Raw genomic sequence first — 18787 nt, 5'->3', positions numbered from 1 at the left:
GAATATTGGGAAGGCGTTAAAGTTCCCTCGGAAGATCGTCGGAAGATCGACAGCGGATTCGGGACGGTGTGCGGTGGCGGAGCGGGACCAGGAGAAGGCGGACTTCGTCGAGCGGTTCGCGGCCGACCTGGTGGTGGCGGGCATGGCCCGGATGCCCGCGCGGATCTTCTCCTGCCTGATGGCCGAGGAGAGCGGCGTGCTCACCTCCGCCGAGCTCTCCGAGCGGCTGCGGATCAGCCCGGCGGCCGTGTCGGGCGCGATGCGCTACCTGACCCAGGTCGGGCTGGTCTCCAAGGAGCGCGAGCCCGGATCCCGGCGCGACCGCTACCGGGTGCTGAACGACGTCTGGTTCGAGTCGCTGACCCGGCGCGACGAGATCATCGTGCGCTGGATCCGGGTGCTCAAGGACGGCGAGTCGATCGTCGGCGCCGGCACCGCGGCGGGGCGGCGGCTCGCCGAGAGCGCCGAGTTCTTCGAGTTCATGATCGACGAGCTGCACGGGATGCTCGGCCGCTGGCGCGTCGAGCGGGCCCGGCGGGACGCGGCGGCCGGCGAGGGCGCGCACTAGCGCCGAAGGATCCCACAACTACCCACCGGTTGAAGGCAGTTCACCCAAGGAAACCCCGAACGGCGGTCCGCTGCGCTACCACTGGCCGCATGGACGACGACGTGGTGCCCATTCCAGACCACCTCACCATCCGGGTCACCCACACCGACGACCCGGTCTCCGCCGTGGCCGGCCTGGAGGCGTGGGAGTCGCGCGAACGCTATCCGGACCTGCTCATGATGCCGCCGGTCTTCGGCTCGATCGAGCGCACCCCCGAGGGGGCCTGGCGGATCCTCTGCTTCCACGCGGGCACGCCGCAGGGCGCCCGCGACGACCTCGGGCACGTCTTCCGCTGCTGGGCGCACGGCGAACCCGGCGGCCGGTGGGCCGCCCCATGGGACATCACCGACGCCGAGCGCGCCGCCTACACCGCCGCGTACGAGCGGCTGGAGTGGGAGAAGCTCGACGAACTGGCCGTCGCCGGGCGGCAGTACCGGGTCTTCCGCGCCGAACAGGTGCTGCGCGGGGGCCCCGAGGGCGTCGAACCGCCGCGCCCCACGGACCCGGACCCGGCGCCGGTCGGCCGGGGGCACCGGGCGCCGTCCCGGGTCGACGGCTACGTGATCGACCCGGCCGCGGCCGTCTCGCTGGTCGACGGCATCGTCCGGCTCGACCTGATGACCCTGGTGCCGAGCGGCCGTTCGATCACCGAGGAGGTCCGCGAGGACGCCAGGCAGGCCTCCGCGCTTCACCCGAACGTGTTCGTGCTGCCCGTGCACTGCGCCGTCGCCGAACGGCGTGACGGGCGCTGGGGCCCGATGACCGGTGCCTGCGAGACCCCGCAGGCCGCCCGCGACACCCTGGCCGCCTACCTGCGCGAGTTCGCGCCGATGACCGACCCCGGTCTGGGCGAGGACGAACTCGCCGCCTACGCCGCCGCGGCCGACCGGCTGGACGCACTGCGGGCCAACACCGTCGAGGCCGCCGGGCGCCGCTTCCAACTGGTGCGCGTCGAACCGGTGGTGCGGCTCGGCCCGGACGGCCCGGAGCAGCCGCGCCCGTCGGACCCCGACCCGGACCCGCCGATCATGGTCCAGGAGGCCCGCGACCGCGCGGCGGGGCTGCTGCCCGAGGACGAGCAGGACTGAACCGGGCGCGCACGTTTGCCGGGGTGGAGGGGAACCCCCGTCTCCCCTCCACCGCCGGAGACCGTGGTCAGGTGCGGTGCCGGCCACCCGGAGCCCGTGGGGTGGCTGCGGGTGGCCGGCGGCGCATGCAATGCGCGCATGCGGCACCTTCGCCCGCCGACCGGACGGAGCCGGGACCTGCCCCCGTGTCGCGGCGGGACGGCCCCCGTGTACTGCCCGTCCACGCCTTGCAGGTCCTCACCGTCCGGTGCGGCGTCGCGACCGATCGTGCATACACGGACCCCGGTCTGTCAAGGATGCTTGATGAGAACGCCGTTCAGCCGACTTCTCGTCACGTATGATTGACGACGCTGGACCCGACACCGCGAAGGAGTGCACAGGAAGATGGCCGAGGACACCGCGGCTCACCGCCGGACCATCGCGGAGCGACTCACGCACCTCATGAGCACCGGACACCCCGACGGCACCGGCCCGCGGGACTACCACGCGGTGGAGCAGGCCAGCCAGGAGTACGCGGAGCGGTACCCCGGCAGCCCCACGATCAGCCGTCAGACGGTGCACAACCTGCGCAACGAGCGGGTCGCGAACCCGGGCATCAACAGCCTGACCGCGCTGGCGAACGTCTACCGCGTGCCGATCTCGTACTTCCTCTCCGAGGGGGAGGCCGCCGGCGGCACGCCCGCACCGGACCCGGACATGGTGCTCCAGCGCCTCGACGGCATCCTCAAGGTGCTGCAGCCCGACACCGCCGCGGCCCTCGACGACGACGCCCGCGTCGCCGTCCTGACCGCCAGGAACTGCCCGATCGGCCGCGACGCCCTCGACGGCCTGCGGGCCGGCCGGTGGGACGAGCGGCTGCGCCTGCCGCTGGACGAACTCGCCGCCAGGATCAGCCTCCCGGCCGGGTACTTCGTCGACCACCGCATCCCCGCCGCGGACCCCAACGACCTGCTGCTGCTGGGCGCGCTGAAGGCCCAGGGGGCCAGAGGCATCGCCCTGCGCCAGGTCGCGGGGCTGCCCGAGGACGCCTTCCAGGCCCTGTCGCCCATGCTGGACCTCCTGAGCAAGGCCGATCCGCGCCGGCGCATGTGAACGGGACCCGCCCGGCGGGAGCGGGCGGGCCGATTCGTTAGGCTCCCCTCCACGCGGTCCTCGACCGAGCGGCCAGGGGGAGCCCGATCAGCGTCCGGGGGATGGCGTGCCGTTTGTCCGATGGAAGCAGAACGAACGCCTCTGGGGGCCGGAGTTGAACGACAAGGACCTGCGAAAACACTGCGCGGACGTGGTGGCCCGGATCGACCTCCCGAGCCCCTTCAGCATCAACTCGCTCGTCGACAGCGTCGAGCGGCAGCGCGGCCGCGGGATCTCGCTCGTCCCGATCCCCCTGCCGGTCCGCCAGGGCAGCCCCTGCGGCCTGTGGGTGGCCACCGACGACGTCGACTACGTCCTCTACCTCGCGGACACCAGCCGGGCCCACCAGGAACACATCGTCATGCACGAGCTCGGCCACATGCTGCTCGGCCACGGCTTCAGCGAGGCCGACCAGGACGAGGCCGCCCGGCTCCTGATGCCCACCCTCGACCCGCGCTTCGTGCAGTCCGTCCTCGCCCGCTCCGTCTACACCTCGCAGGAGGAACGGGCCGCCGAGTACGTCGCCTCCCTCCTCCCGCTGCGGGCCGGCCGCGCGCCCTCCCGCACCAGGCAGGAGGCCGTCAGCCCCGGGATGGCCAACCTCGTCCGGCACATCGGCGCGGCCCTGGAGCGCAATTCGCGCTAAGGTCGAGCCCCGTGCTGCTGCTCACCGTCGTCTACGCCGTACTCGCGGTCATCACCTGGACCGCTTTCTTCTACAAGGTCCGCGACCTCGTGCGCGACTGGCGCAACAGGGAACTCCAGATCCTGTGCCTGTCGATCGCCACGTTCGCCGCGCCGTTCGTCCTGGCCTCGCCCCACGTCTACATGGGGATCGACCGCCTCCTCGGCGTGCCGAACATCGCGACCCTGATCATCTACGTCTGCGTGGCGGTGTGCGTCTCCGGGTTCATCGCCCTGCTGGTGTCCTGGTCCTCGGCCCAGAGCGGGATGAGGGTCCGTCACTGGCTGGGTGTGGGCTACTCGCTGACGACCATCGCCGCCATGGCCGTCCTCTTCTTCCTCGGCAACGTCGACGGCGTCGAACACCCGGTGGACTTCGACGTCACCTTCGCCGATGTGCCCTACATCTCGGTCTTCCTGCTCGGCTACCAACTCCTCTTCACCACCAGCATGGTGATGCTCATCGTGCTGTGCCGCCGCTACGCCGCGGCGGTCGACCGCCCGTGGCTGCGCCGGGGCCTGCGCACCGTCGCCCTCGGCGCGTTCTTCGGCCTCGGCTACGGCGTGCCCAAGATCCTCAACATGCTCTGGGACCAGGTCGCCACCTCGCCCCTGCACACCGTCAGCAGCATCGGTGCCCCGCTGTCCGCCAGCGTCTCGGCCCTGCTCTTCTCCGTCGGCTTCACCATGCCCGCGTGGGGCGAGGGACTGGACCGCCTGCGCGAGATCGCGGTCTCCTACCGCGCGTACAAGCGCCTCTACCCGCTCTGGCACGACCTCGCGACCGCCTTCCCGGAGCTCGTCCTCCTCCCGTCGAACGACCGTCGGCAGCCGTGGTCCGCCAAGGCGCTGCTCGCCCGGCCGGCCATCGGGATCCGCCAGGGCCGGATGACGCTCTCGCCCCGCGGCGGCCGGCAGGGGGACGACCAGCAGGCCGACGGCCTCCAGGACCTCGACCTGCTCGTGGCCCGCCAGCGGGTGGAGATCCGCGACGCCCAGCTCCGGCTGCGCCCCTACTACACGGACACGGCCGCGAACGCGGCGCGGGACCTCGCCCGGGAGCGGGACCTCGCACCCGACGAGGTCGAGGCCGCCGTGGAGGCCGCCCAGGTGAGCGTGGCCCTGCGGACGCACGCCGCCGGGGCTCCCGTGCCGCCCCCGGCCCCCGGTCGCCACGAGCCCGCGGCCGTCGACCCGGCCGAGGAGGTCGCCTTCCTGGTCAAGGTCGCGGTCGCCTACCGGACCTCTCCGATAGTCGCCGCCGTCACCGAACGCTTCGGTACCGCAGGGTCGTTCGACGCCGGGGTCACCGCCTCATGACGGACGCCGCCATGACGGACGCAGACCTGCCCTCCGACGGGACGCTGTTCGACGGAACGCTGCTGACCGACCCGCACGTGGGCTACGCGCACCTGCGCACGGCCTGCCCGGTCGTCCGCACGACGACGCCGGACGGTGCGCCGGTGTGGCTCGTCACCCGCTACGAGGACGTGCGCGCGGGGCTCGCCGACCCGCGGCTGTCGCTGAGCAAGTCGACGTCCACCAGCAGCGGCACGCACGGCGCCTCGATGCCGTCGGCGCTCGATGCGCACCTGCTCAACATGGACCCGCCCGACCACACCCGGGTCCGCCGCCTGGTCGCGCCCGCCTTCACCGCCCGCAGCGTCGCCCGGCTGCGACCGGCGATCGAGCGCCGCACGGCGGAGCTCCTCGACCGCTTCCAGGGCGGTTCGGCCGATGTCATGGGGGACTTCGCGACGCCCTTGGCGCTCACGGTGATCTGCGACGTGCTCGGCATCGCGGAGGAGGACCGCCGGGACTTCCGGACGTGGACGGACGCCCTGCGCTCGCCCGCCCCGGACGCGGCGCTCGCCTCCCGCCGGGCCCTGAAGGACATGCACCGCTACCTGGTCGGCCTGATCGCCGGCAAGCGGGAGCGGCCCGGCGACGACCTGCTCACGCAGATGGTGTCGGCCCACGAGGACGGCGACCGGCTCTCCGAGCCCGAGCTCGTGGCCCTCGCCTTCCTCCTCCTGTTCGCCGGGTACGACAACAGCGCGAACCTTGTCGGCAACGCCGTCCTGGCGCTCCTGACCCACGAGGAGGCGCTGACCGCCCTGCGGTCGGGCGGTCTCGCCGTCGGCCGGGTGGTCGACGAGGTCATGAGGTGGAACAGCCCGTCCATGCTGGCCTCCCGGCGCTTCGCCCGGGAGGACCTCGACATCGGCGGTGTCCGGATCGCCACCGGGGAGCGGATCTGGATGTCCCTCACCTCGGCCAACCGGGATCCGCAGCAGTTCGACGACCCCGGCCGGTTCGACCCGGGCCGTTTCGATCCCGCCCGGCACGACGCCGGCCGGCCCGAGGGCGGGCACCTCGGCTTCGGCCACGGCATCCACTACTGCCTCGGCTCGGCGCTCGCCCGCCTGGAGGCCGGGATCGCCGTCGAGGCGCTCGTCCGGCGCTTCCCGTCCCTGCGCACGGCGGACCCGGACGCGGCCGTCACGTGGTGCGAGTCCTTCCGCAACCGGGGGCCGCTCGCACTGCCCGTCACCTGGTGACCGTTAGCGGTGCACGACAGCGCTTCGCCCCGCCGAGTGGGAACCCGGCGGGGCGAAGCGCTGTTGACGGCTGTTCCCGCCTCAGTGGCCGGACGGGGCCGCCGAGGGGGAGACACCCGCGCTCGGCGTCGTCGTCGGCGCGGCGCTCGGGGTGGTGGTGGCGGTCGGCGTCGCGGTGGCGCAGCCGGGGGCCGTCGGGGTCGCGCCCGGGGTGGGCGTGCCGCTCGGCGTGGCCGTCGGGGACGGGGTGCCGGTGGGCGTCGCGGTGGCCGTCGCGGTGGCCGTCGGGGACGGGCAGGCGGTGGGGGTGCCCGTGGGCGTGGGCGTGGGCGTGCCGGTCGGGGTCGCCGTGGGCGTCCCCGTGGCCGTCGGGGACGGGCTGCCGCTCGGGGTGGCGGACGGCGAGGGCGAGCCGCTGGGCGTGGGCCGCGGGTCCGCCGTGGGCGTCGGCTGGCCGGTCGGGTTCGGCTGCCCGGTCGGGTTGGGCTGGCCGGTGGGGTTCGGCTGGCCCGTCGGGTTCGGGGTCGGCGGGACGGGCGTGGGCGGCTGCGCGCTCGGCGAGGGCTGGGGCTGCGGCTGGACCGGCGTCGTGCCGGGCGTCGTCCCGGTGCCGGTGGTGGTGCCCGTCGTGGTGCCCGTGCCCGGCAGCGGGAACAGCGGGAGGGACGGCAGCGGCGGGAGGAGCGGCAGCAGCGGGGCCGGCCGGTCCGGGGAGGTCGTGACGGTGCCGCTGCCGAAGTGGGCCATCCAGTTCTTGACGGTCCGCAGGTACTCGCCCGAGTAGTTGTAGCTCAGGATCGCCCGGTCGAGCTGCGCCGGGTCGGCGAGGTCGCGGCCGTTGGCGCACAGGTAGCGGCCGGCGGCCTCGGCGGCGTCGAAGATGTTGTTCGGGTCGGCCTTGCCCTTGCCCTGGGTGTCGACGCCCCAGGTCGCCCAGGTGGACGGGATGAACTGCATCGGCCCGACCGCGCGGTCCCAGCGGGTGTCGCCGTCGAAGCGGCCGCCGTCGGTGTCGGCGATCGCGGCGTTGCCGCCGGTGCCGTCGAGCACCGGGCCGAGGATCGGGCGCAGCGTCGTGCCGACGGCGTCCACCTGGCCGCCGTCGGCCTGGCCGGACTCGACCTGGCCGATGCCGGCGAGCAGTTGCCAGGGCAGGTGGCAGCCGGGGGAGCGGGTGGCGAGCGAGGCCTCGGCCTGCTTGTAGGCGGCGAAGACGGTCGCCGGCAGTGAGGCGCCGGTGGCGGCGAACGGGCCGGCCCCGGGCACGCCGGGGATCGCGCCGGGCGGCTGGGGCAGCGGGACGGTGCCGCCGCCGTCGGCGGGCGAACCGGTGCCGAGGCCGGGGATCGTCGGGCCGCCCGGGGTGCCGGGGGCGGTGGACGCGGCGCTGTCGCCGGACTGCGCGGTCACGGAGTCGGCGGCGGCGACCGGGGCCAGCCCGAGGCTGGTCATCTGGGAGCCGGTCAGGGCCGCGAGCGCGGTGAACGCCGCCGCCGTCCCGGTGACCCGCTTGCTCAGCCGCACCTTTCGCCCGTTGTCCGCGCTGACGAACCTCGCCGTCATGCCGTGCCCCTCCCCGTGTGCCTGTCCGATCGTCCCGCTCAACGGACGGGTGGTCATCATCGTGCCTGCCGGTCCATGCCAATCCCGTCCCCGGGATGATTAGTATCACGACGATCCGACCGCACCCGAGTGTCCGACGGGCGTCCGAGGACGCTCCGCCGCGTTAACGTCGCACGTCCCGGGCACGGCGCGGCAGTTGGCAGCGGCCCGGTCGTGCGCGCACCGGTGCCGAGCCGGCGCACCCGTGGGGCGGACCGGCGGTCCGGGGCACGGGGTGGTGCGTGCGCGGCCTTCCGAGCGCCCCGGCGCCGCCCGCGGGCCACCCCTCTGACCAGCCGGGATCGCGGCGGGCCGGGGGCCGTTCTCTACCAGGACGGGCGTCCCGGCGCCAGTCCGCGGCCCCAACTGGTCCCTGGACGGGTGATGTTGTGATGAAAGTGGGCATGCCAGGAGAGCCGGACCGGCATGCTGTGCCCCGTGACCGTGCGGACAGAGGCGCAGATATGGACGGAGGCCCCGATCGTGAGCGCGAACCTGCCGGAGGCCGTCGCCGAGGGGCCGGTCCTGCCGGCTCCCCCGAGAGTGGTGGACGACCTGGCCCGGGACCTGAGCCAGGCGGCGGCCGCCGTCCGGGCGGTGTCGCGGACCGGCCGCAGCGGGGGCGACGTCGCCGTGGCCGCGTACACCGCCGTGGTGTGCACCGGCCGTTCGGCGGCGCGGGCGCTGGAGGAGGCCGCCGCGTGGTGCCGTCAGGCGCCCGGGGCGGAGGTGCACTCGCTGGCCTGGGCCCGGGTGCCGGGGCACCGCGACGACGTCTACGAGTACCGCGTCACGCTGGCCGTCAGCTTCCCCGACGAGGAGACGGGGGAGCACTGCGGAGACACTCACCACGCCCGGCGGTGAACCCGTACGATGACGGCCATGAGCCCTGTGGACGCGAACGATCCGACGAACTCTTCATCCGCTACTTCTCCGTCGCCCACCGAGTCCGTTCCCGAGTCCGCCACGGAGCCCGCTCCCGAGTCCGCTGCCGAGCCGCGTGAACTCTCCACCGCGGCCGCCGTCTGCGCCACCGTCCTCAGCATCGTCGCCGGTGCGGCCGTGCTGCTGGCGTTCTTCCACTGGCTGGGCTGGAGCATCCCGGTGGTCGGCGTGCTCGTCGCCAAGCTCGGGATCAAGCTCGCCGTCGGCGGGGTGGCCGGGCTCGCCGCCGCGGCCGCCTGGCTGCGCACGCGCTGGGGCGCCGACCGGACGTGACGTCCGGCCGGCGCCGAGCCGGCGGCGGCGGGGATCAACCCGCCTGCGGGGAGGGGCAGGTCAGGTCGTGCTCGGGCGCCCGGCCGTCCAGCAGGTAGCGCTCGACGACTCCGGTCACGCAGGTGTTGGCGGTGGGGTACTGGCCGTGGTCGCCGTTGCCGGTGACGGTGACCAGCCGTGAGCCGCGCAGCGCGCGGTGGGCGCCGAGGGCGGCCTCGTAGTACGTCGCCGGGTCGTGCACCGAGTTGAGCATGACGGTCGGCGGCAGGTTCGCGCCCGTCACCTTCACGTGCGGGGCGTGGGTCTTGGGCCAGGACGCGCAGACGGCGCTGAAGGCCAGCGTCCGGGCGCCCGCGAGCGGGTAGCGGGCGGTGTTCTCGGCGCCGCGCTCGACCCAGGTGTCCAGGTCCCTGGTCCACGGGGTGTCGGAGCACGTCACGGAGAAGTACTCGGCGAGGAACTCCGGGCTGAGGTAGTGGCCGAACACCTGGCCGGCCATGTCCTTGGCCGCGGCGTCCGCGCCGTCCCAGTTGTCGACGGCCGCCAGCCCCTGCGCGAGGTAGGGGAAGTTCTCCTCCTCGTAGATCGCGCCGATCGCGCCGTTGTCGAGCTGGTTCGGGCCGATCGTCACCGACCCCGCGACGATCGGGCTGTCGTGCAGCGCCGCGCGCCGCTTCTCCCAGCGGTCCTTGACCTCCTGGGGCGTCGAGCCGAGGTGGTAGGTGCTGTCGCGGGCCGCGAGCCACGGCACGAAGTCCTCGTCGAACCGCCGCTGGAAGCTCATCGGCTGGCCGAGCTCGAACTCCTCCCAGGTGCCCTCGAAACCGATGTTGCTGTCCAGCACCATCCGCTCGACCCGGTGCGGGAACAGCGTCCCGTAGTAGGCGCCGATCATCGAGGCGTAGGACGGCCCGTAGTAGCTGATCCTCCGCTCGCCGAGCAGCGAGCGGAACAGGTCGAGGTCGTGGACGGTCTGCTCGGTGGTCAGGTAGGGGAGCAGGTCCCCGCTGTGCTCCTCGCACGCGGCCACGAGGGCCTGGGCGTTGGAGACGACGCGGTCGACCGCCTCAGGGGACTGGTCGCGGTAGTCGCCCGCCATGAACTCCTGGAACTGCTCCGGGCTCTGGCACTGCGCCCGGGTGCTGCGCCCGACCCCGCGCTGGTCGAAGCTCACGATGTCGTAGGCGGCACCGACCTTAGGGGCCTTGGTGGCGAGGCCGGCCGGGCGCAGCAGGCCCGAGGCGCCGGGGCCGCCGGCGGCCATGAGGAGGGTGCCCTGGCGGTGGGCGGGGTCGCCGGCGTGGTGGCGGGAGACGGCGATGGAGAGGTCGGCCCCGGCGTCCGGGTGGTGCCAGTCGCGCGGGACGGTCATCGTGGCGCACTCCAGGGCGGGCTGCCCGTCGCACGGCTTCCAGTCGAGCTGCTGCTGGGCGTAGCGGGCCGGGACGCTCACGGCGTCGCCCGGGTCCCGGGCGTCGTTCGGGGCGGCACCGGCGGTGGCGGGCAGTGCGAGCCCGGCCACCACGGCGGCGGCCACGACGATGGCGGCGCGGCGGGTGCGGGAGGCGGCGGGCTTCGGGGCGGCGACGGTGTCGGTGGCTGTCTTCACGTGGAAAATCCTGTCGGACCGGCGGCTGACGGGCGATCACGTGGGCATCCGTTTCGGGGGTGGTGCCAGCTACACCCCCGTGCGGGGGCCGGCCCCCGGTCCGTCGTGCGGGGCGGACCGGGGAGCGGGCGTCGGATCAGTACGCCGCGGTGAAGCGGGTGCGGCGGTGGGCGGGGGTCTCGGCCTCGTCGAGGAGGGCGACGGCGAGGTCCTCCATCGAGATCGCGGAGTCGCCGTCGGCGTCCACGAGCAGTTCGTCGCGCCCGAGGCGGAACCGGCCGGTGCGGGTGCCGGGTTCGAGCAGGGCGGCCGGGCTCAGGTAGGTCCAGTCGACCTGCTCGTCGGCGCGGTAGAGCGCGAGCTGCTCGCCGCAGGCGAGGGCGATGGGGAGGATCGCGGCGGGGAAGCCCGGGGTGTCGACGAGGAGGGTGCCGCCGGTCCCGGGGACGGTGAGGCTGCCCGCGCCGCCGACGGCGAGCAGGCGCACGTCCGTCCCGGCGAGGCCGGCCAGCAGGCCCTTGGTGGCGACGGCGAGTTCGCCCTCGCTGCCCGGCGCGGGGCGGGTGGTGGTGATCACGACGTCCTGGCCGGCCGCGAGCCGCGCCACGTCCTCGGCGTCGCGGGCGTCGCCGACGGCTGTCGCCGCGGTGGCGGGCAGCCCGTGCGGCTTGCCCGGGTCGCGGACGACGGCGGTGACCTCGTGGCCGCGGGCGAGCGCCTCGGCGACGACCCGGCTGCCGACGTTGCCGGTCGAGCCGAACACGGTGATGCGCATGGGGATTTCTCCTTCGAAGGGGTGGCGGGATCAGACGTTCTCGTGGACGGACGGCTTCGGTGCCGGCCCGGCCTGCGTCGCGGCGGTGGTGCGCGGGCGCTGCCGCTGGGCCGCGACCAGCGAGCCCAGGACGACGAGCGCGCCGAGGACCTGCAACGGCGTGAGGTCCTGTCCGAGGACGAGCCAGCCGAGCGCGGTGGCGACCACCGGGCTGAGCAGGGCCAGGAAGGACACCGAGTTCGGCGGCAGCGCCCGCAGCCCGCGGAACCACAGCACGTACGTCAGGGCCGCGCCGACCAGGCTGAGGTAGAGGTAGCCGAGCACGTTGGTGCCCGTCAGGTGGGACGGCGGGGCGCCCTCGACGACCAGGGTGGCCGGGACGAGCAGCAGCCCGCCGGCGGTGAGCTGCCACCCGGTCGTCGCGAGCACCGGCGCGGGGGAGACCCAGCGCTTGGCGAGGACGAGGCCGGCGGCCATGACCACCGCGCTGCCGACCGCGGCGGCCAGGCCGACCGCGTCGAGCCGGGCGCCGGCCCGCAGCACGAGCAGGCTGACGCCCGCGACCCCGGCGATGCCGGACAGCACGGTGCGCAGCGTGATCCGCTCGCCCAGCAGCGCCGCCGACAGCGCGGCGGTGACGAGCGGCTGGACGGCACCGACGGTCGCGGCGATGCCGCCGGGCAGGCGGTAGGCGGCGACGAACAGCAGGGCCTGGAACAGTGCGATGTTGAGCGCGCCGAGGACGAGCGCCCGCCACCACCAGTCGCCCCGGGGCAGCCTGCGGGTGAGGGCGACGAGCAGGAGACCGGCGGGCAGGCAGCGCAGGACGCCGGCGAGCAGCGGCCGGTCGGGCGGCAGGAGTTCGGTGGTGACGAGGTAGGTCGAGCCCCAGACGGCCGGGGCCAGTGCGGTCGGCAGCACGATGCCGAGTCGATGTCTTAGCACTAAGCCAATGTATCTCAGCGCTAAGGCATTTCTTGGCGCCCCGGTGTCGTGAGGTGGCTCACAGTTACCTCACCGCTAAGGAACCATGGGATCGATCCCCTACCCTGGACCCGTGGCAGATCATGTGGACCGCGTCGTCGCGCAGTGGGGCGCCGAGCGCCCCGACCTGGACGTTTCCCCGATGGAGGTGTTCGGCCGGCTCAAGCGCCTCTTCCGGCTGGTGGACGCGGAACTCAACCGCACCTTCGGCGAACACGGCCTGGACGCGGCCTCCTTCGACGTCCTCGCCACCCTGCGCCGCAGCGGCCCGCCCTACCGGCTCACCCCCACCGGCCTCATGCAGTCCGCCATGGTCACCTCCGGCGCCATCACCCAGCGCCTCGACCGCCTGGAGGGCCGCGGCCTGGTCACCCGCACCCGCAGCGACCAGGACGGCCGCAGCCGCGAGGTAGCCCTCACCTCCGAGGGCCACGACCTCATCGACCGCGCGCTGCCGGCCCACCTCGCCACCGAGTACCGGATGCTCGCCGGTCTCGACGACACGCAGACCGCCGCCTTCGTCGACGCGATGCGCACGCTCCTCGCCTTCCTCGGCGACAGCGCGGAGTGACGGGCCCTAAGGTGTCGCCGTGAGCTTTCATCTGGTGGTGGGATACGGGCCCGCGGGGGCGGCCACGGCGCGGCTGCTGGCCGGGCGTGGGCACGAGGTACGCGTCGTCACCCGGTCGGGGCGGCCCGCCGAACCCGGCATCGAGCACCTCGCGCTGGACGCCTCCGACCCCGCCCGGCTGACCGAGGCCGCGCGCGGCGCCGTCGCCGTCCACGGCTGCGCCGCGCCGCCCCTGCACCGCTGGGCCGCCGAACTGCCGCCGCTGGCCGACGCGCTGTGCGCCGCGGCCGAGGCGAGCGGCGCGGTGCTCGTCCTGCTCGGCAACCTGTACGGCTACGGCCCGGTGGACGGTCCCCTCACCGAAGACCTGCCGCTCGCCGCGACCGGCCGCAAGGGCCGGGTGCGGGCACAGGTCTGGGAGCGGGCGCGGGCGCTGCACGAGGCCGGCCGGATCCGGGCCGTCGAGGTCCGTGCCGCCGACTTCTTCGGCCCCGGCGTGACGGACCGCGGCCACCTCGCCGCCCGCGTCGTGCCCCGCGTCCTGGCCGGCCGCCCCGTCGCGGTCCTCGGCGACCCGGCCGCGCCGCACAGCTGGACCTACCTGCCCGACGTGGCCGCCGCCCTGGCCGAGGCCGCCGACGACGAACGCGCGTGGGGCCGGGCCTGGCACGTCCCGACGGTCCCGCCGGCGTCGGCCCGCGCGATGGTGGCCGGCCTCGCGGAGGCGGCGGGCACCGGCCCGGTCGCCGTCCGCCGCACACCCCCGGCCGTCCTCGCCCTCGGCTCCCTCGTCTCCCCGCTGCTGCGCGAACTGCGGGAGACGCTCTACCAGTTCGACCGTCCGTTCGTGATGGACTCCTCCGCCTACGAGTCCACGTTCACCCTGCGCGCCACCCCGCTGGAGGAGCAGTTCCGCGCGACCGTCGAATGGTGGCGCGGGCGGCGCTGAGTCAGGGCTTCACCGCCACCGCCTTGAAGAACGTGTAGTGGAACGTCCCGCCCGGGTCCGCCGCGCGGCGCAGGGCGGCGATGCCCTCGTCGAACGCGGCGGGCGTGGCGAGGCCGGCGGACAGGGCGTCGTCGCGGACGGACTCGACCATGGTGACGAAGGTGCGGCGCGTGAAGCCCTCGACGAGGGACGGGCGGGACGCGTCGGCGTACACCGTGCGCGGGCGGACGGTGACGTCGGAGAAGCCGGCCGCGGTCAGGAGCGGGTGCAGGCGGCGGCCGACCAGGGCGTCGCCGCCCGCGTCGGACTGGAGGCGGACGAGGTGGCCGACGGCGGCGCGGGCGGCCGGACTGTCCGGGTGGAAGAAGGCCGAGCCGTGGTCGCCCTCGATCACCGTGATCGTGCCGCCCGGGCGCAGCACGCGCCGCAGGGCCGCCAGGCCGGCCGCCGGGTCGGCCAGGTGCTCCAGGACGAAGCACAGGAAGACGTGGTCGAACGTGCAGTCCGGGAAGGGCAGTTCGTGCAGGTCGCCGCGGTGCCAGGCGACCTCGGCGGCGGGCGCGTGCGCCGCCACCCGGGCCTGCGCGCGGGCCAGGGACTCGGCCGAGATGTCGGCCGCCGTCAGCCGTACGCCGGGGCTGGCGGCCAGCAGGTGCACGGTCTGCGCGCCCACCCCGCAGCCCGCTTCCAGGACCCGGCTCCCGGGCGGGTACGCGGTGCCCGCGTGGAGCAGGTCGGCGAGGGTGTTCGCCTGGTCGTCGAGGCGGCGGGCCTCGGTGTCGGAGTAGCCGTGGACGTAGGGGCCGTCGTGCGGGGCGGTCTCGGTGGTCATGGCCTCGACCTTCGGCCCACAATGGCCCGGTGAACAGGTCCATAGGCGACGCTCCCGATCGGTCCAAAGAGTCCGGCGCCGCCGACCCCGGCGCCGACTTCCTCCAGCTCGACACCGCCGAGGCCCCACCCGGCGGACTCACCGACTGGCTCGCCCACCGCCTGCGCGAGGCGGTCGCCGACGGCCGCCTCCCGGTCGGTGACCGGCTGCCCGCGACCCGCGTGCTCGCGGCCGAACTCGGCGTCTCCCGAGGGGTGGTGACCGACGCCTACCGGCGCCTCGCCGAGGAGGGACAGGTCGCCGGACGGGGGAGGGGAGGCACCGTCGTCGTCGCGGCCCCCGCGCCGCCCGCGCCGGCACCGCCGGCCGCCCGCCCGGAGCCCCCGCTGTTCCGCCCCGATCCCGGGCCCGAGGTGTTCGACGCCCTGCGCGCCGCCCCTGCCCGGATCGACCTCTCGCCCGGCCGCCCGGACCTCGCCGCCTTCCCCCGCGCCGCCTGGCTGCGCGCCGAACGCGCCGTCCTCGACGGCCTGTCCGCCCATGACCTCGGCTACGGCGACCCGCGCGGCACGCCGGAACTGCGCCGGGTCGTCGCGCACTGGCTCGCCCGCAACCGCGGCGTCCGCGCCGACCCCGACGAGGTCCTGATCACCGCCGGCACCGCCCAGGCCCTCGCCCTGACCGGCCAGGCGCTCGGCCGGGCGGGCATCACCGAGGTCGCCGCCGAGGACCCGGGCTCGCTCGGCGCCCGCCAGCACCTCGCCCACTGGCTCGCCGCGACACCGCCCGTCCCGGTCGACGCCGACGGCGTCCGGGTCGACGCGCTGCGCGCCACCGGCGCCCCCGCCGTCCTGCTCACCCCCGCCCACCAGTACCCGACCGGCGTGGTCCTCAGCGGCGAGCGGCGGCGCGAACTCCTGCGCTGGGCGGGCGAGGGCGGGCTCGTCATCGAGGACGACTACGACGCCGAGCACCGACACGACCGCCCACCGGTGCCCGCCCTGCGTGCCGCCCTCCCGGACCGCGTCCTGTACGCGGGCAGCGTCTCCAAGCTGCTCGCGCCCGCCCTGCGCACCGGCTGGCTCCTCGTGCCGCCCCGCTTCCGCGAGGACGTCCTCGCCGCCAAGCGCTACGCCGACCTCGGCAACCCCGTCCTGCCGCAGCTCGTCCTCGCCCGGGTGATGGAGTCCGGCGCGCTCGAACGCCACCTGCGGCTGCTGCGCCGCCGCCACCGCCGCCGGCGGGACGCGATGATCGCCGCCGTCCGCGAGCACCTCCCCGGCGCCACCGTGCACGGCGCCGCGGCCGGGCTGCACCTGATGCTCACGCTCCCGGCGGACCTCGGCTGCACCGACACCGAGCTGGCGACGGCGGCGCTCGCGCACGGGGTCAAGGTGCAGCCGCTGTCGTGGCACGCGCGACTGCCGTACGCGCAGGGGCTGGTCCTCGGGTACGCGGCCGGTGCGCCGGGCGAGATCGCGGAGGGGGTGGCGGTGCTGGGGCGGCTGGTGCGCCGGTCGGGGTAGCCGAGGGTGCCGGGGGCGTTCGTGTCCGGTTCTCGGTGGAGCGTTTCAGGGTCTCGGCGAGGGCCGCGCCGGGGGTGCGGCCGATGAGTGCGGTGACGGTGCGGGTCAGGTGGGCCTGGTCGGCGAACCCGGCCTCGGCCGCGGCGGTCGCCAGGCCCGCGGCGCCGCTGTGCACCATCGCCTCGCGGGTGCGGTGCCAGCGGCGCAGGCCGGCCAGCGGGCAGCCGACGGCTTCGGCCGACAGCTGCCGCAGGCGGCGCGGGGAGACGCCGACCCGTTCCGCGACGGCGGCCAGGTCCGTTCCGGTGCACAGCAGGTCGACGGCCCGCCGGAAGCGGGGGTCGACGGCCGCCGGCGGCCCGAAGAGGCCGTGGACGGCGCGGCGCACGGCGTGGAGCTCGAAGCCGCCGTCGACCGCGGCCAGCAGTGTGCCGACCTGTGCACGGTCGAGTTCGTGGACGCGGCGCCCGGCGGGGAGCGCCAGGCCGTGGGGGTCGATCCAGAGCCGGGTGCCCCCGTCCGGGCGGGTGAAGGTCGTGGGCAGGCCGGGCGGGATCAGCAACCCGGGGCCGGCGGCCACCCGGCCGCGGTCGTCGGTGGCGATGACCGGACCGTCCCAGGACAGGGTCAACTGCCAGGCCGGTGCGGCGTGTGGTCGCACCGTGCCGGAGGTGGACGCCGCGAAACAGGTGAACTCGGCGGCGACGGCGGCGAAAGCCAGCCGGCCGTCGCCCTCCAGGCGCCAGGACCGCGACTGTTCGACCACGTCGGCATCGTCGCACACGCTCCCGGTCCCGCTCCCGGGTGGCCCTGCGGGCGCGCATTGCCGTTCCGTTCAAGCCCGCGGCCCGGCGGCCGGAGGACCATCTCCCTACCCGAACGAGGAGGTGCGGTCATGACGACCACGACCGGGGCGAGGCCGGCCCCCACGACCGGAATCATCACCTGGGCCGGATGGCTCCTGGTGGTGTTCGGAACCGCGCACACGGTGCTCGCGCTGACCAAGGAACACGCCGCGAGCCACATCGGGGAGTGGCTCGGCGGGGAGCTGTGGGGTGCCTCCCGGTCCGAGATGAGCCCGGCCGGAAGCGCGTACTGGCTGACGGTCGACAGCTTCGCCCCGCCCTTCGTCATCATCGGCCTGACCATCCTGTGGCTGAACCGCCGCGGCATCGCCCCGCCGCCGTTCATCGCCTGGGCCCTGTTGACCTGGACGGTGGCCGGCGCGGCACTCGCCGGATTCGCACCCCCGCTCGACCTGGCCGCGGAGATCCTGCTGCTGGTCGCCGCCCGCCGCGCCAATTCTCCCGAACGCCGTCCGCCGGGGTTCACACCCGTCCTGACCTGCGACGCAGCGAACCGATGGACGGTGGGTGAACCCGGCAGGACGGGGGTGAACGAGACCAAAACCGAGACCATGTGACCGGCCGGCGCAGCCCATGGCGGCCGAGGGGTCTACTTCGGAACGTCGCCCGCGAGCCATCAGAACTGCAACCGGGACGCAGCCGGGATCGCGTTGTAGCCGTCTCGGTCGGGTGCCGTTCGGAATGGTCAGCCGGTGAAGCCCGGGACCACCAGGCCGGACTCGTACGCGATCACCACGGCATGGGTCCGGTTCTGCGCGCCGAGCTTGGTCAGCACGTTTCCGACGTGGGTCTTGACCGTCTCCAGGCTCACCGTGAGGGACTCCGCGATCTCCGGATTGGAGAGCCCGGTGGCCATCAGGCGCAGCACCTCCTCCTCGCGGCCGGTCAGGGCGGCCTGCGGCAGGGCCTCGGCGCAGCCCAGCGGGCGGGCGGCGACCATGCGGCCCAGTGCGGCCGGGAAGAGGACCGCTTCGCCCGCCGCCACCACCCGGACCGCCTCGGCGATCCGGCGGACCGGGAGGCGCTTGAGGACGAAGCCGCTGGCGCCCGCGCCGAGGGCGGCGGTGACGTAGCCGTCGTTCTCGAAGGTGGTGATCACCACGACCTTCGGCGGGTCGGCCGCTTCGGCCAGCAGTTGGCGGGTGGCCTCGATCCCGTTGCGACGCGGCATCCGGACGTCCATCAGGACCACGTCCGGCCGCAGGCTCTGCGCCCGTTCGACCGCCTCGACGCCGTCGGCGGCCTCGCCGACCACCGTGATCCCCGGCTGTGCGGCGAGCAGCATGCGCAGGCCGCTGCGGGTCACCTCGTCGTCGTCCGCGATCACGAGGGTGATGGCGGGGCTGGTGACGGCGGGGCTGTCGACGGCGGGGAGGGCGATGCCCTCGCCCGCGTCGGATCCACTCACGCCGAGACCCGTACCGGCAGCCGGACGGCCAGCCGCCAGTGCTGCGTCCCGTCCGGGCCGGCCTGGAACTCGCCGTGCAGTAGCCGTACGCGCTCGGCCAGTCCGGGCAGGCCGTGGCCGGAGGTCGGGAAGGCGCCCGGTCCCGGTCCCGGGCCCGGCCGTGCCCCGGTCCCGGGCCCGGCCGTGCCCCGGTCCGGTTGACCACCGCGAGATCCAGTCCGTCCGGCCCGGCCGCCACCCGGACTTCGATAGCGCCGCCCGCCCCGTGGCGCAGCGCGTTCGTCAGCCCCTCCTGGAGGATCCGGTACGCCGCCCGGGAGAGCGTCCCCTGCACCTGCGTCAGCTCACCCGACAGGGCCGGTTCCACCACCGCCCC

At 74.8% G+C, this 18787-nt stretch carries 18 protein-coding genes and 1 pseudogene; 12 read left to right on the top strand and 7 right to left on the bottom strand.

Annotation, left to right across the window (positions count from 1 at the left end):
* Positions 1-73: 73 nt before the first annotated feature.
* The 6 genes from ACFXDE_RS30720 to ACFXDE_RS30695 all read left to right on the top strand — a co-directional run bounded on the left by ACFXDE_RS30720 (position 74) and on the right by ACFXDE_RS30695 (position 6071).
* Complete coding sequence (locus ACFXDE_RS30720) at positions 74-568, top strand: GbsR/MarR family transcriptional regulator (RefSeq protein WP_380497929.1); 495 nt, start codon at positions 74-76, stop codon at positions 566-568.
* 89 nt (positions 569-657) lie between these two features.
* On the top strand, positions 658-1695 hold the full coding sequence (locus ACFXDE_RS30715) for a DUF5954 family protein (protein WP_380497928.1): 1038 nt from the start codon (positions 658-660) through the stop codon (positions 1693-1695).
* Positions 1696-2079: 384 nt separating this feature from the next.
* The gene (locus ACFXDE_RS30710) at positions 2080-2787 is read left to right on the top strand and encodes a hypothetical protein (RefSeq protein WP_380440265.1); all 708 of its coding nucleotides are present in this window, start codon (positions 2080-2082) and stop codon (positions 2785-2787) included.
* Positions 2788-2893: 106 nt separating this feature from the next.
* The gene (locus ACFXDE_RS30705) at positions 2894-3472 is read left to right on the top strand and encodes a hypothetical protein (RefSeq protein ID WP_359958570.1); all 579 of its coding nucleotides are present in this window, start codon (positions 2894-2896) and stop codon (positions 3470-3472) included.
* 11 nt (positions 3473-3483) lie between these two features.
* Positions 3484-4830 (top strand): MAB_1171c family putative transporter, encoded by a 1347-nt coding sequence (locus ACFXDE_RS30700; protein WP_380497927.1) that lies wholly within the window; start codon positions 3484-3486, stop codon positions 4828-4830.
* Positions 4831-4841: 11 nt separating this feature from the next.
* Positions 4842-6071 carry a cytochrome P450 gene (locus ACFXDE_RS30695; RefSeq protein WP_380497926.1) on the top strand — a complete coding sequence of 410 codons (1230 nt, stop codon included), beginning with the start codon at positions 4842-4844 and terminating at the stop codon, positions 6069-6071.
* Positions 6072-6152: 81 nt separating this feature from the next.
* Here the strand turns inward: ACFXDE_RS30695 and ACFXDE_RS30690 are convergent, their stop codons facing one another.
* Entirely contained in the window at positions 6153-7634 is a 1482-nt protein-coding gene (locus ACFXDE_RS30690; RefSeq protein WP_380497925.1) for a lytic transglycosylase domain-containing protein, read from the bottom strand.
* Positions 7635-8111: 477 nt separating this feature from the next.
* Here ACFXDE_RS30690 and ACFXDE_RS30685 point away from each other — a divergent pair, with 477 nt between their 5' ends.
* On the top strand, positions 8112-8537 hold the full coding sequence (locus tag ACFXDE_RS30685; protein ID WP_380440273.1) for a hypothetical protein: 426 nt from the start codon (positions 8112-8114) through the stop codon (positions 8535-8537).
* A gap of 18 nt (positions 8538-8555) precedes the next feature.
* Complete coding sequence (locus ACFXDE_RS30680; RefSeq protein WP_380497924.1) at positions 8556-8891, top strand: hypothetical protein; 336 nt, start codon at positions 8556-8558, stop codon at positions 8889-8891.
* 34 nt (positions 8892-8925) lie between these two features.
* Here the strand turns inward: ACFXDE_RS30680 and ACFXDE_RS30675 are convergent, their stop codons facing one another.
* The 3 genes from ACFXDE_RS30675 to ACFXDE_RS30665 all read right to left on the bottom strand — a co-directional run bounded on the left by ACFXDE_RS30675 (position 8926) and on the right by ACFXDE_RS30665 (position 12220).
* Positions 8926-10500: an alpha/beta hydrolase gene (locus ACFXDE_RS30675; protein WP_380497923.1), complete on the bottom strand. Its 1575-nt coding sequence runs from the start codon at positions 10498-10500 to the stop codon at positions 8926-8928.
* Positions 10501-10636: 136 nt separating this feature from the next.
* On the bottom strand, positions 10637-11275 hold the full coding sequence (locus ACFXDE_RS30670) for an NAD(P)-dependent oxidoreductase (RefSeq protein ID WP_380497922.1): 639 nt from the start codon (positions 11273-11275) through the stop codon (positions 10637-10639).
* A 30-nt stretch (positions 11276-11305) separates the two neighbouring features.
* The gene (locus tag ACFXDE_RS30665) at positions 11306-12220 is read right to left on the bottom strand and encodes an EamA family transporter (RefSeq protein ID WP_380497921.1); all 915 of its coding nucleotides are present in this window, start codon (positions 12218-12220) and stop codon (positions 11306-11308) included.
* Between the two features lie 112 nt (positions 12221-12332).
* Between ACFXDE_RS30665 and ACFXDE_RS30660 the strand changes: the two genes are divergently transcribed.
* Positions 12333-12830 carry a MarR family winged helix-turn-helix transcriptional regulator gene (locus ACFXDE_RS30660; protein WP_380497920.1) on the top strand — a complete coding sequence of 166 codons (498 nt, stop codon included), beginning with the start codon at positions 12333-12335 and terminating at the stop codon, positions 12828-12830.
* A 19-nt stretch (positions 12831-12849) separates the two neighbouring features.
* Positions 12850-13779 (top strand): NAD-dependent epimerase/dehydratase family protein, encoded by a 930-nt coding sequence (locus ACFXDE_RS30655; protein ID WP_380497919.1) that lies wholly within the window; start codon positions 12850-12852, stop codon positions 13777-13779.
* A 1-nt stretch (position 13780) separates the two neighbouring features.
* Here the strand turns inward: ACFXDE_RS30655 and ACFXDE_RS30650 are convergent, their stop codons facing one another.
* Complete coding sequence (locus ACFXDE_RS30650) at positions 13781-14611, bottom strand: methyltransferase domain-containing protein (protein ID WP_380497918.1); 831 nt, start codon at positions 14609-14611, stop codon at positions 13781-13783.
* A 29-nt stretch (positions 14612-14640) separates the two neighbouring features.
* Here ACFXDE_RS30650 and ACFXDE_RS30645 point away from each other — a divergent pair, with 29 nt between their 5' ends.
* The gene (locus ACFXDE_RS30645; protein ID WP_380497917.1) at positions 14641-16137 is read left to right on the top strand and encodes a PLP-dependent aminotransferase family protein; all 1497 of its coding nucleotides are present in this window, start codon (positions 14641-14643) and stop codon (positions 16135-16137) included.
* 76 nt (positions 16138-16213) lie between these two features.
* Here the strand turns inward: ACFXDE_RS30645 and ACFXDE_RS30640 are convergent.
* A pseudogene (locus tag ACFXDE_RS30640) lies at positions 16214-16525 on the bottom strand (helix-turn-helix domain-containing protein); the annotation flags it as partial.
* Between the two features lie 507 nt (positions 16526-17032).
* Here ACFXDE_RS30640 and ACFXDE_RS30635 point away from each other — a divergent pair.
* Positions 17033-17560 carry a DUF6463 family protein gene (locus ACFXDE_RS30635; protein WP_380497916.1) on the top strand — a complete coding sequence of 176 codons (528 nt, stop codon included), beginning with the start codon at positions 17033-17035 and terminating at the stop codon, positions 17558-17560.
* A 128-nt stretch (positions 17561-17688) separates the two neighbouring features.
* On the opposite strand, the gene ACFXDE_RS30630 is transcribed toward ACFXDE_RS30635, so the two are convergent.
* A complete protein-coding gene (locus ACFXDE_RS30630) occupies positions 17689-18411 on the bottom strand; it encodes a response regulator (RefSeq protein ID WP_380497915.1) in 723 nt (240 codons plus the stop codon).
* Between the last annotated feature and the right edge of the window lie 376 nt (positions 18412-18787).

The organism is Kitasatospora sp. NPDC059408, from assembly GCF_042751525.1.
GTDB lineage: Bacteria > Actinomycetota > Actinomycetes > Streptomycetales > Streptomycetaceae > Kitasatospora.
The sequence above is the reverse complement of the archived record's forward strand: the minus strand, read 5'-3'. Positions and strand labels throughout refer to the sequence as shown.

Excerpts from the sequence above, each read along its gene's own strand:
- ACFXDE_RS30670 (WP_380497922.1), bottom strand. The coding sequence starts at position 11,275 with ATGCGCATCACCGTGTTCGGCTCGACCGGCAACGTCGGCAGCCGGGTC.
- ACFXDE_RS30690 (WP_380497925.1), bottom strand. The coding sequence starts at position 7,634 with ATGACGGCGAGGTTCGTCAGCGCGGACAACGGGCGAAAGGTGCGGCTG.
- ACFXDE_RS30715 (WP_380497928.1), top strand. The coding sequence starts at position 658 with ATGGACGACGACGTGGTGCCCATTCCAGACCACCTCACCATCCGGGTC.
- ACFXDE_RS30635 (WP_380497916.1), top strand. The coding sequence starts at position 17,033 with ATGACGACCACGACCGGGGCGAGGCCGGCCCCCACGACCGGAATCATC.
- ACFXDE_RS30650 (WP_380497918.1), bottom strand. The coding sequence starts at position 14,611 with ATGACCACCGAGACCGCCCCGCACGACGGCCCCTACGTCCACGGCTAC.
- ACFXDE_RS30680 (WP_380497924.1), top strand. The coding sequence starts at position 8,556 with ATGAGCCCTGTGGACGCGAACGATCCGACGAACTCTTCATCCGCTACT.
- ACFXDE_RS30695 (WP_380497926.1), top strand. The coding sequence starts at position 4,842 with ATGACGGACGCAGACCTGCCCTCCGACGGGACGCTGTTCGACGGAACG.
- ACFXDE_RS30710 (WP_380440265.1), top strand. The coding sequence starts at position 2,080 with ATGGCCGAGGACACCGCGGCTCACCGCCGGACCATCGCGGAGCGACTC.